The organism is Cellulosimicrobium funkei (genome assembly GCF_900155925.1).
Taxonomy (GTDB): Bacteria; Actinomycetota; Actinomycetes; order Actinomycetales; family Cellulomonadaceae; genus Cellulosimicrobium; species Cellulosimicrobium funkei.
This window is the reverse complement of sequence record NZ_FTMI01000001.1, coordinates 219,331-231,290: the sequence shown is the minus strand read 5'-3', so window position 1 is coordinate 231,290 and position 11,960 is coordinate 219,331. Positions and strand designations below refer to the sequence as shown.

At 72.2% G+C, this 11,960-nt stretch carries 8 protein-coding genes; 3 read left to right on the top strand and 5 right to left on the bottom strand.

Annotated elements, in window-relative coordinates; all coding sequences use genetic code 11:
- Window positions 1–9 precede the first annotated feature (9 nt).
- The 3 genes from BXA05_RS00920 to BXA05_RS00910 all read right to left on the bottom strand — a co-directional run bounded on the left by BXA05_RS00920 (window position 10) and on the right by BXA05_RS00910 (window position 6,559).
- A complete protein-coding gene (locus tag BXA05_RS00920) occupies window positions 10–2,619 on the bottom strand; it encodes a discoidin domain-containing protein (protein ID WP_076403376.1) in 2,610 nt (869 codons plus the stop codon).
- Between the two features lie 105 nt (window positions 2,620–2,724).
- Window positions 2,725–4,044, bottom strand: a complete 1,320-nt coding sequence (locus BXA05_RS00915; RefSeq protein ID WP_076403374.1) for a DUF1996 domain-containing protein — start codon at window positions 4,042–4,044, stop codon at window positions 2,725–2,727.
- Between the two features lie 241 nt (window positions 4,045–4,285).
- Window positions 4,286–6,559 (bottom strand): discoidin domain-containing protein, encoded by a 2,274-nt coding sequence (locus BXA05_RS00910; RefSeq protein ID WP_076403373.1) that lies wholly within the window; start codon window positions 6,557–6,559, stop codon window positions 4,286–4,288.
- A 319-nt stretch (window positions 6,560–6,878) separates the two neighbouring features.
- Between BXA05_RS00910 and BXA05_RS00905 the strand changes: the two genes are divergently transcribed.
- On the top strand, window positions 6,879–7,925 hold the full coding sequence (locus tag BXA05_RS00905; RefSeq protein WP_076403371.1) for a LacI family DNA-binding transcriptional regulator: 1,047 nt from the start codon (window positions 6,879–6,881) through the stop codon (window positions 7,923–7,925).
- 39 nt (window positions 7,926–7,964) lie between these two features.
- Here the strand turns inward: BXA05_RS00905 and BXA05_RS00900 are convergent, their stop codons facing one another.
- Window positions 7,965–8,903, bottom strand: a complete 939-nt coding sequence (locus BXA05_RS00900; protein ID WP_076403370.1) for an SDR family oxidoreductase — start codon at window positions 8,901–8,903, stop codon at window positions 7,965–7,967.
- A 131-nt stretch (window positions 8,904–9,034) separates the two neighbouring features.
- On the opposite strand from BXA05_RS00900, the gene BXA05_RS00895 reads away from it, so the two are divergent.
- Together BXA05_RS00895 and mgrA are read left to right on the top strand one after the other, a co-directional pair.
- On the top strand, window positions 9,035–9,871 hold the full coding sequence (locus BXA05_RS00895) for a helix-turn-helix transcriptional regulator (protein WP_076403368.1): 837 nt from the start codon (window positions 9,035–9,037) through the stop codon (window positions 9,869–9,871).
- 79 nt (window positions 9,872–9,950) lie between these two features.
- Entirely contained in the window at window positions 9,951–11,000 is a 1,050-nt protein-coding gene (mgrA, locus tag BXA05_RS00890) for an L-glyceraldehyde 3-phosphate reductase (protein WP_076403366.1), read from the top strand.
- A gap of 65 nt (window positions 11,001–11,065) precedes the next feature.
- Here the strand turns inward: mgrA and BXA05_RS00885 are convergent, their stop codons facing one another.
- The gene (locus BXA05_RS00885) at window positions 11,066–11,863 is read right to left on the bottom strand and encodes an ABC transporter ATP-binding protein (protein WP_076403365.1); all 798 of its coding nucleotides are present in this window, start codon (window positions 11,861–11,863) and stop codon (window positions 11,066–11,068) included.
- Window positions 11,864–11,960 lie beyond the last annotated feature (97 nt).

Genomic DNA, 11,960 nt, shown 5'->3' with positions numbered 1-11,960 from the left:
GCCACCCGTCTACGGGTAGCTGACGACCTTCGCCGGGACGGTCTCGACGCCGCTGGCACGGGGACCGACGCCGTTGATGACGTGCTCGTACGTACCGACCCCGCCGAGCGAGACGGTCAGCAGCGAGTGCATCCGCACGCCCGGGGTGACCGGGACCTCGAACCCGTTGTCGGAGACGATCGACGCGTCGGACGTGAACACGCAGTAGGAGCCCAGGCCCCAGGCCTCGTGGTCGCGCACGTGGTCCGCGACCTTGTACGCGGCCCACCCCCGGACGCCGTCGTGGTTCCACGCGGCCTGGTTCGGCGGGTCGTACGGGAGCTCGTTCTGGTAGAAGATCGTGCGCCCCCGCTCGCCGTTCCACAGGGTGTTGTACTTCTGGTAGTGCTCGACGAAGAGGCCGTAGCCGTCGACGTCGTCGCCGTTGACCACGAGGCCGTGGTCGGCGGTGTTCACGTCCCAGCCGATGCCCTCGCCGTGGTCGCCGCGCCAGGACCAGATGTGGTCCACGATCGTGTCGTCCGCGTTGATGACGATCGCGCTGTCCACCTTGCCCGCGTGCGCGCCGCCGACGCGCACGAACACGTCGTGGATCGAGATCGGGTCGCCGGCGTGGTCCGCGCTCGAGCCGTCCGTGCCGACGGTGAGCATGCTCGGGGACTCGGCCGCCCCGGCGTCGAACAGGACGCTCGCGACCCGGACGCCGTCGACGTCGCCGACCTGCATCGCCGTCTGCCCCGCGGTGGGCACGATCGTCGCGTAGCCGAGGCCGAGCACGACGGTGCCCGCGCGGTTCACCTCGATCGTCTCGTCGAGCTCGTAGACGCCGGGGGTGAGCAGGAGGTGGAGGCCCTGGTCGAGCGCCGCGTTGATGTGCTCGGCGGTGTCGCCGGGGTGCGCGACGTAGAAGTCGTCGAGCGGGATCGACGTGCCGGGCGTGGAGCCGTTCTTCCACGTCGCGCCGCGCGTCCCCTCGCGCAGCGACGGGACGAAGACGGCGTAGTCGTCGCCGTCGAGGTAGAGGTACGGCTTCTCGCGGATCGTGCCGGTGGTGTCGAGCGTGGTGACGGCGGGCTCGGGGAACGTCGTCGGCGGGGCGTTCTCGGTGCCGGAGAACACCATGTTCCACAGCGTGCCGTCCCAGCCGCCCGTGAGCGTCGAGTCGCGGGTGTACCACTGCTGCTGCGTGTAGGCCCGCACCTGGCCGTCGACGACGGAGTCGGCGGTGAAGCCGCCCGACGCCCACCCGTAGCGCGACGAGTGCAGCATGAGGTTGCCCTTGACGTGGACGCGACGCATGGGCGCTGCTTGCGAGACGGCCCAGCGCATGTCGCCGCCGGTCGGGGTGACGGCGAGGTTCTCGATGGAGCGCCAGAAGTTCTGCGTGGCGTTCCCCTCGAACCACTCCGCGTCGGCCCAGACGCCGCCCGTGATGTTCACGTCGTCGGGGTTCTTGCCGAGGCCGTTGACCGCGGTGTTGAAGCCGACGTCGACGTGCACCGGGTACGTGCCGGGCTCGAAGAGGAACTGGTCGCGGCGCAGGCCGAACTGGCTCTCCTCCTGCGCCGCGTACGCCGCGTCGACGGCGGCCTGGATCTGCTCGACCGGGGTGCCGGGGCCGAACACGTGCACGTTCGGCCCGAGGTCCCCGCCGCCCTCGATCGGCTCGCCCGTCCCGGGATTCGGTGTCCCGTCAGCCGTGGTCAGCACGCGCAGCTCCCAGATCGAGTAGCCCCAGCCGGTCCCGCGCTCGGTGCCGACGAGCCGGACGTAGCGACCGGACCCGGTGACGTCGAGGACCTGCTTGCCGCCGGTCCCGTCGGTGACCGTGCGCAGGGTGCGCCACAGGGCGCCGTCGTCGGAGGTCTCGACCCGGAATCCCTTGCCGTAGGCGCCCTCCCAGTCGATCTCGATCCCGCAGACCGGTTCGATCGCACCCAGGTCGACCTGGAGCCACTGCGCGGCGGAGAACTCGCTGCTCCAGCGCGTGTCGGCCTTGCCGTCCACCGCGAGGCCCGCGGCGTGCGCGCCCTCCGTGGACGACGCCGTCGCTGCCTTCCCGAGCGCGGCGTTCGTCGTGCAGTCGTCGACCGGGCCGACCGGGCCGCCGTCGGTCCCGGGCGTGCCGAACACCTGGAGCTCCCACAGCGAGTAGCCGTAGCCGGTGCTGCGCTCGGTGCCGAGCAGGCGCACGTAGCGCCCGGTCCCGGACACGGGCAGCGTCTGCCGCCCGCCGGCACCGTCGGTGACGGTGCGCAGCGTGCGCCAGGTCGTGCCGTCGTCGGACGCCTCGATGCGGAAGCCCTTGCCGTAGGCGCCCTCCCAGCTCAGGGCGACGGAGGAGAGCGTCGAGACCTGGCCGAGGTCCACCTGGAGCCACTGGCCCTCGGCGAACTCGCTGCCCCAGCGGGTGCTCAGGTCGCCGTCGACCGCCCGCGCGGCGGCGTAGTCGCCCTGCACGCTCGATGCCGTCGCGGGCTTGCCCTGGGAGAGGTTGACGGGTTCCGCCGCGGTCGCGACGGGCGCTGCGGCCGCCACGAGCGGGGCCGCGACGCACGCCGCGGTCAGTCCCGCGGCGAGGGAGGCCAGGCGGAGCCTGGCCGTGGGTCGGAGATGCATGGTCCTGCCTTCTTCGGGTCGGGGGGGCCGTGCCACGGGCACGACCGTGCCCCGGACGCGGCGCCGTCGTGCTCGACGACGCCGCGCCCGTCGGGCGGTGGGGTGTCAGCCGACGAGCTGGTAGTTCTCGTCGAGGACGGTGCCGCGGTGCGGCTTGTAGAGGTCGTACCCGCGCGGGTTGCACTGGAGCCCGCCGTTGATGCAGTGCTCCACGAGGCGCTCCAGCACCTCGGGCTCCCAGCCGTTGATGAAGTCGTAGTGCCACGACTGGTCGGAGCCGCTCACGAGCCGCACGTCGGACATGTCACCGCTCACGGGCCACGCGATCTTGAACTCGATCATCGGGACCGCGATCGGGTGCGTCATGGGGCACTGCCCGTCCACGGGGTACGCCATGTGCGTGCCGTGACCCATGTGGGCCGAGGCGTCGGGGGACAGGTGCATGCCGTCCCAGCAGCTCGGCGCCTGGTAACGGATGTTCAGCTCGGTGCCCTCCGGGCAGTGGGCGGGGATGTCCCAGCTCTTGGAGATGTCGCCGCACTCCCAGCCCTCGACGGCGCCCGGGGCGGTCCTGAACTCGTCGTACGTCGCCATCATGTCGCCCGCGACGAACCGCAGGCCCGGCGGGAAGGGCCTGACCTTGGTGTAGTCGTCGATCCCCGACTTGTAGTAGATCGTCAGCGGGATGTCGGGTTCGATCGGGACGCCGTTCTTCTCGATCGCCGGGAACCAGTACGACGAGTGGTCCTGCGGGACCGTGCAGGTCGAGCCGGTGTTCTCGAACAGGTCCTCGGGCACCGTGAACGCGTCCGTCACGCGGTTGCCGACGAACGTGTGCAGGTGCGACTTCCCTGGCTGGCCGGGGAAGACGATCGGGTCGTCGGGCAGGAAGTGCGAGAACGAGCAGTTGGCCTGGAACTCGTGGTGGGTGACCTCGTCGTCCCACTCCGGCGGGTTCTCGGGGTCCGGCGCGTCGCCGTCGCCGAACACCTGGAGCTCGTGCAGCGAGTAGCCGTACCGCGTGCCGCGCTCCGTCCCGACGACCTGGACGTAGCGACCCGTCACGTCGACGTCGAACGACTGCGTGCCGCCCGTCCCGTCGACGACGGTCGCGACGGTCGTCCAGGACCGGCCGTCCTGGGACACCTGGACCGTGAAGTCCTTGCCGTAGGCCGCCTCCCAGTCGAGGACGACGCGGTCGAGGTCGTGCGCCTCGCCGAGGTCGACGCGGATCCACTGGTCGTCGCTCGGCTGGCTCGCCCAGCGGGTGGCCCGGTCGCCGTCGACCGCGAACCGGGGGCCCAGGCCACCGGACTCGGAGCTCGACGCCGCCGTGAGCGCGCCCTGGGAGAGCAGGGTGTCCGGGGCGGCGGCGGCGCTCGTCGTGACGACCACCGAGGTCGACGCGACGAGGACGCCGGTCATCGTCGCGGCGAGCCGGCGTCGCCGCGTCCCGGTGCGGCGTCTGCCGTGCCGGGGAGGCGATAGCGTGGTGGTGCGTGTCGTGCCGTGCATGCTTCCTCCTTCGAGGTCGTCGCGCGCTGCGGAGCCTCTCGGGCAGGAGCGCGCGACGCTGCGCGGATGATGGGCACGCCCGGCGTCTGTCACCGGGCGCCGTGCCGGGTGGGGGCGGTTGCCGCCGCCCCCACCCGGACGTCTGCGGGTGTCAGCGCTGGTACACGCCGAGCTCGAAGAGCGAGTAGCCCCACTCGGTGCCGCGCGCGTCGAGCTGGAGCCGCACGTAGCGGCCGTTGCCCGCGACGTCGAGGCTGTCGACCCCGCCGTCGCCGTCCGTCACCGTGCGGACCGTGGTCCACGACTGCCCGTCGTTCGACGTCTGGATCCGGTAGGCCTTGCCGAACGCGGTCTCCCAGACGAGCTGGACGTGCTGGAACGCCTGGACGGATCCGAGGTCGACCGTCAGCCACTCGTCGTCGTTCCAGCTGCTCGCCCAGCGGGTGCCCTGGTCGCCGTCGGTCGCCTGGCCGGGGGACCAGTTCCCGTTCCAGGGATCGAAGCTCGACGCCGTCGTGGTCCTGCCCTGCGCGATGTTCGTCCCCGCGACCGGCGGTGCGACGACGCGGAACGAGCGCGTCTCGACCCCGACGTTCCCCTTCCCGTCCTCGGCCCACACGTAGAGCTTCCACACGCCGAGCCGCGACGGTGCGGTGACCGAGAACTTCCCCTGGCCCTTGCTCGTCAGCTCGGTCCAGGCGAGGCCGCCGGCGCCGTCGACGTACTTGCTGTTGAAGAACGCGACGTAGTTGATCGGGTCGCCGTCGGGGTCGGTCGCGGTGAGGTCGACGTCCAGCGTGGCGCCGGCGGTCACCGACGTCGAGCCCAGGATCGTCATGCCGGTGATCCGCGGGGCCGTGTTCACGCCCGCGAGGTCGACGCCCCACGTCTTGGCGATCGCGTGGTAGCCGAGGCGCTTGTTGTTGCCGGGCGTGACGTTGAACCACACGCCGCCGAAGTCGCCCTCGACGCCGTAGTGGAAGAACGTCGCGCCGAGCGCCTTGCCCTCGTGCTCCATGAGGCACTTCCAGGACAGGGGCAGTGCGCGGCTCTTCTCGATGTCGGTGGGCTCGTCCGGGACGCCGTTCACGTCGTCCGGCACCTCCCACTCGCCGGCCGCGCCGCCCTCGGTGAGCACGTACGGCTTGCCGTAGTTCCCGGCCTCCCACGCGCTCGCGATGCTGCACACGTCGCCGTACGCGTTGATGGAGAGCAGGTCCAGGTCGGGAGCGTGGTCGCGGATGTACGGCCACGCGCCGGTCCACGCGTCGGTGTTCGACGTCGGGTGGTGGGGGTCGATCGCGTGGATCGCGACGCTCACCTCGTTGACGAACGACGCGTAGGCGGTGCGGATCTCCTCGAGGTCCGTGCCGGAGTAGCAGTTCTGGAGACCGAGGATCGCCTCGTTGCCGATGTTCCACATGAGCACGGCCGGGTGGTTCTTGTACTCCTGCACCCAGCGCAGGATGTCGGCCTTGGTGTCGTTCTTGTACGTCGTGTCGGTGCGGTAGTCGATGCAGCCGCCCGATCCCGGGCCGCCGCCGGGCATGAGCCAGAAGCCCGCGATGACACGGACGTCGTGCTCGGCCGCGGCGTCGAAGATCGCGCGCGAGTCGGCGCCCGTGCCCCAGGTGCGGGTCGTGTTGCCGTTGATGTCGGCGAGGCCCTGCATGCGCGGGCCGGTCTCGTCGGCGCTCGTGCCACCCCACGTGAACCCGCGCACCGTGTAGGGCTGCCCGTCCACCTGGAGCTCCCACTCGCCGTCGCCGCCGACGACCTCGACCACGCTCGGGCCGGAGTCCTTGACCGGGACCGTCGGGTGGCCCGGGTGCACGTAGTCGGGGAACGGGTCGGTCGGGTCGCCGGGGTCCGTCGGGTGGACCGGCCCCGAGCCGCCGGCCTCGCCGAAGACGCGGAACTCGTAGAGCGAGTGGCCGTAGCCGCCCGGGCGGGCGGTCGAGAGCACGCGGACGTACCGACCCTCGCCGTCGACGTCGAGCACGTCCGTGCCACCGTCGCCCTGGGTGGTGGAGTAGAGCGTCCGCCACGCCGAGGCGTCGTCGGAGACCTGGACCTGGTACGCGGAGGAGTAGGCGCCCTCCCAGGCCAGCTCGACCCGGTCGATGCTCGCGCGCTCCTGCAGGTCGACCTGGAGCCACTGGGGATCGCTCCAGGCGCTGGACCAGCGCGTGCCGAGGTCGCCGTCGACCGCCTTGGCGGCGTCGTACCCGGACCAGTCGTCCTGGACCGACGACGCGGTGGCGGGCCTGCCCTGGGAAAGGAGCACGGGCTCGGCGCTCGCCGACGTCGCGGGCACGACGAGCGCGGCTCCCGCGAGCGCGCCGGTGGTCAGCACCGCGAGCGCGGCACGCGCTGCTCGGTGTCTGCGGGAGCGCGCGGGGGCGGTGGGGGATGGGGTGCGCATCGCGTTCTTCTACCTCTCCGTCCGCCCCGGGTCGGCATCGACCCGGGGCACAGTTCGTCATCGAGCCGTGCCTTCAGCCGCGGCGCCGCGGCTGAGGTGTGGTGCTGGGAGAGCGCTCTTACCGAGGCTGAGTTTTCACCCGGTCGGAGGGGCTGTCAAGCGATCGCACGGCCGCGGTGTCCGTCTATATCCGTCCATAACTGGGCAAAAAGGGCCCCTATTTCTAACGAACTAGTTAGTAAGTAGGGTCTCCCCGCGGCGCGGCGGCGCACTCCTCGCCGCCTCGGGAAAGCGCTCTTACCCCTGCTATCGTCGCCACGTGAGCGAGCACGTGGAGCATCGGGTGCCGACGCTCGACGACGTCGCGCGGGTGGCGGGGGTGTCGCGCGCGACGGTCTCGCGCGTCGTGAACGGGAAGCGCAAGGTCGCGCCCGCGGTCCAGGAGGTTGTCCTGCAGGCCGTCGCCACGACCGGGTACGTGCCGAACCGGGCGGCGCGCTCGCTCGTCACGCGCCGCACCGGGACCGTCGCGGTCGTCGTGTCCGGCGCCGAGCCGGGTCCCGACGACGGCCTGCACCTCCCGCGCCTGCTCGCCGACCCGTTCTTCGGCCGCGTCGTGGGGTCGTTCGTGCGGTCCCTGCGTCCGCACGACGTCCACCCGGTGCTCATGCTCGCCGACGGCGACGAGGCGCGGCAGCAGGTCGTCTCGTACCTCCGGTTCGGGAACGCCGACGGCGCGCTCGTCGTCTCGACCCGCGCCGACGACCCGCTGCCCGAGCAGCTCCTGGCCACGGGCAGGCCCACGGTGCTCTTCGCCCGGCCCCCGCGGCCCCTCCCGGTGAGCTATGTCGACGTCGCGAACGCCGACGGTGCGCGCCTCGCCGCGCACCACCTGCTGGACCGCGGCTGCCGGTCGGTGGGCGTCGTCTCGGGCCCCCTCGACGTGCTCGCGGCGCGCGACCGTCTCGAGGGGTTCCGCGACGCCATGGCCCGGCGCGGCCACGCGTACGTGCCGAGCGCGGAGGGCAACTTCACGGTCGAGAGCGGCGAGGCCGCGATGCTCGAGCTGCTGCGCGCGGCTCCCGGCCTGGACGGCGTCTTCGTGTCGAACGACGTCATGGCCCAGGGCGCGGTGCACGCGCTGCGCGAGCAGGGTCGCCGCGTCCCGGACGACGTCGCGGTCGTCGGGTTCGACGACAGCCCCGCCGGCACGCTGACGCGCCCGGCTCTCACGACGGTGCGGCAGCCCGTGGAGGAGATGGCCGCCGAGATGGCGCGCCTCCTGCTGGGGCAGGTCGAGACCGGCGAGCCGCGGGTCACGTCGCGGATCTTCGACCCCGTGCTCGTCGTGCGGGACTCGGCCTAGACCGGCGCGCAGCGACGCGTGGCCAACGCCGTGCGCCGGTCAGTCGAACGTGACGCCTGTCAGCTCCTCCGAGACGGACCAGAGGCGCGCGGCTTCCGAGGCATCACGCAACGGGGCCCAGAGCTTCTGCTCTCCGGGCGGTCCGCCGGCGTTGCCCGGCCACTGCGGTCCGTAGAAGGCACCACCCCTTGCGGCGGGGGACGTCGCGGCCATGAGAGCGGGCAGGGCTGCCGTCCGCGTCGTCCCGACGAGCAGTCCGTGCGAGGACAGCCACTCGATCATGCGTCGGCCTCGTGTCGCGGAGTCACGGGCGAGCTCGGGCCGTGCCGCGAGCAGGCTCGTCGGGGCGACACCGGGATGGGAGACGTTGCTCGTGATGCCCCAGTCCTGTGCCGTGCTGCGCCGGTCGAGCTCGAGCGCGAACAGCCCGACGGCGATCTTCGACTGCCGGTAGGCGCCCATCCCGTCGTAGCCCTGCTGCCACTGGAGGTCGTCCCAGCGGATCCTGCCGCTGCGGGCGGCAACGCTCGCCTGCGAGGTCACCCGGGCCTGCCCGGTCCGCAGGAGCGGGAGGAGGTGGCCGGTGAGGGCGAAGTGGCCGAGGTGGTTGGTCCCGAGCTGCAGCTCGAACTCGTCGGTGGTGACCTGACGTGTGGGCGGTGTCATGACGCCGGCGTTGTTGACGAGCAGGTGGATCGGCTGTCCCTCGTCGAGCAGCGTCTGCGAGAACGAGGACACGGAGGCCAGCGAGGACAGGTCCATCTCACGCAGCGTCAGGCGAGCTGCGGAGTGTCCGGCCCGGATCCGCGCCGCCGCGGCCTCGCCCTTGTGCGGGTTGCGGACCGGCATGACGACGTCGGCCCCGGCGGCGGCGAGTCGGGTCGCGATCTGGAGGCCGACGCCGTCGCTCGCGCCGGTGACGACGGCGCGCCGACCCGTGAGGTCGGGGACGGTGATCTCGTGGCTCGTGCGGGGCATGAGTACTCCTCGGTGCTGGACGCGGTCGGGCGCGCGGCGGACGGCCCATGCCAGGTTCAGCCAGGCGCAGCACGTTATCCACGGCCTGATGATCCGTGGCTCGGCAGTTCCAGGCACGTGACGATGGACCCATGATCGACAGAGCGGGGCTCGCCGACTTCCTGCGCGCTCGCCGCGCCGTGCTGCAGCCCGAGGACGTGGGTCTGCCGCGCGGATCGCGACGCCGCACCGAAGGGCTGCGGCGAGAGGAGGTCGCGAGCCTGTGCCACATGTCCACGGACTACTACTCCCGGCTCGAGCGAGAGCGTGGCCCGCAGCCCTCGGAGCAGATGGTCGCTTCGATCGCGCAGGGCCTGCACCTGTCGCGCGCGGAACGGGACCACCTGTTCCGGCTCGCCGGGCATCGTCCGCCCGAGCCCGGGGCGGCCGGCGATCACGTGGACCCCGGGCTGCTGCGGATCATCGAGCGCCTGGAAGACACACCGGCGGAGATCGTCACCGAGCTCGGCGAGACGCTGTGGCAGACGCCTCCCGGCGTCGCGCTCGTCGGTGACCTTCGCCGGTACACGGGCCCCTCGCGAAGCATCGGGTACCGCTGGTTCACCGACGCGTCGGTGCGCGACCTCTACTTTCCAGAAGACCACGCCTTCTACTCCCGGATGTACGCGTCGGGGCTGCGCGGGGTGCTCGCCCTGCGGGGGCCGCAGTCGCGCGCTGCCCACCTGGCCCGGCTTCTCCTCGACCGCAGCGAGGAGTTCCGCACGGTGTGGGACCGGCACGAGGTGGGCGTGCGACCACGCCAGGTCAAGCGGTACCTCCACCCGCTCGTCGGGCCGCTCGAGCTCAGCTGCCAGACCCTGCTCGATCCCGAGCAGTCGCACTCGCTGCTTGTCTACACCGCAGCACCTGGGAGCCGGTCCGCGGAACGCTTGCAGCTCCTCACCGTCCTCGGACCGGCCCGAGCCTGAGACGTGGTGCGAGACGACGGCTCGCCTGCTGGACGAGTCCGGGCACAGCTCCCAGGGCGCGGGGAGGCAGAATGGATCCATGCCTCTCGCCCCGCGCTACGTCGCTGCCGACGACCGCTACGACACCATGACCTACCGGCGGACGGGGCGCAGCGGCCTCGACCTGCCCGCGATCTCGCTCGGTCTGTGGCACAACTTCGGTGACGTGAACCCGTTCGAGACGCAGCGCGCGGTGCTGCGCCGCGCGTTCGACCTCGGGATCACGCACTTCGACCTGGCGAACAACTACGGCCCGCCCTACGGCTCGGCGGAGGAGAACTTCGGCCGCCACCTCGCGCAGGACCTCGGCGCGTACCGCGACGAGCTCGTCATCTCGTCGAAGGCCGGCTACGACATGTGGCCCGGCCCCTACGGCGACGGCGGCTCGCGCAAGTACCTGCTCTCCTCGCTCGACCAGTCGCTCCGCCGGATGGGCCTCGACTACGTCGACGTCTTCTACCACCACCGGCCGGACCCGAGCACGCCGCTCGAGGAGTCCATGCGCGCGCTGCACGACGCCGTCCAGCAGGGCAAGGCGCTGTACGTGGGCGTGTCCAACTACTCGCCCGCGCGCACGCGCGAGGCTGCGGCGATCCTGGCCGACCTCGGCACCCCGCTGCTCATCCACCAGCCGAGCTACTCGATGCTCAACCGCCACGTCGAGGACCCGGCGCACGAGGACGCGTACGACGGCGTGCAGACCGAGTCACTGCTCGACGTCGTGGGCGACCTCGGCGTCGGCACCATCGTGTTCTCGCCGCTGCAGCAGGGTCTGCTCACGGACCGCTACCTCTCCGGTTCGGCGCCCGAGGGGTCGCGCGCGGCCCGACCGGACTCGCCCTTCCTGTCGGAGAAGAACCTCGACGAGACGTACCTGGAGCGCGCGCGGGCGCTGAACGAGATCGCGGGTTCCCGCGGCCAGACTCTCGCGCAGCTCGCCCTCTCCTGGGTGCTGCGCGACGACCGCGTCACCTCCGCCCTCGTCGGGGCGAGCAGCGTCCGCCAGCTCGAGAACAACGTCGCGGCCCTCTCCGCGCCCCCGCTCACCCCGGAGGAGTCGGCCACCATCGAGTCCGTCCTCGCGAGGTAGGACCGCCGGTCGCGAGGTAGAGCCCGCGGCGTCCTACCTCGCGTCCGGAGCTTCTACCTCGCGGGTCAGCGGAAGCGCTGGACGGCGAGCGGGGCGGCCTCCGCGAGTCCGCGGACGGCCGGGTGGTCAGCGCCCGGGGCGGCGCCCGCGAACACGTCGCGCAGCGACCCCGACGCCACGAACGTGCCGTCGGCGAGCACGTGCACGATGGGGCACATCCGCTCGACGAGCTCGAGGTCGTGCGAGACCAGCAGCACGGCGGTGCCGAGGGCGGTCGTCGCGTCGGCGAGGCGGCGCACGACGTCGCCGCGCATCGCGGGGTCGACGGCGGTGAGCGGCTCGTCGAGGAGGAGCGCCCGGGGGCGCGTCGCGAGCGCGACGGCGAGCGCGACCCGCTGCTTCTCGCCGCCCGAGAGCGACTGCACGGTCCGCGGCGCGGAGCGGGGCTCGAGCGCGACGTCGCCGAGCAGGTCCTCGACGGAGCGTCCGCTCGGGCGGCCGGCACGCCGCGCGTCCTTGAGCGCCGCGGACAGCGTGCGGTCCACCGTCCAGCGGGGGTCGATGCCGATGCCGGCGAGGCCGTCCTGGGAGACGCGGCGGACGTCGGCCGTGAACTGCTTCTTGTCCCGGCGGGAGAGCTTGCCCACCGTCCGCTCGGCGTAGGTGACGTGCCCCGCCGTGGGGCGCACGAGGCCGACGAGCGCGCGCACGATCGTCGACTTCCCGGCGCCCGACTCCCCGACGATCCCGACCGGCGCGGTGCCGGGCGTCACGTCGAGGTCGATGCCGTGCACGACGTCGGGGCCTCCGTAACCGGCCGCGAGGCCGCTGGCGCGCAGGAGGGGGGTCGTCGTCGTGCTCATGGGTCACCTTCTGGTCGTCGGGGTCCGGGCGGGCGGTCCGGGCTCCCGCTCGTCCGACGAACGACGCTACCGCGGAGTTCCGTGGCGTCGCTCACGC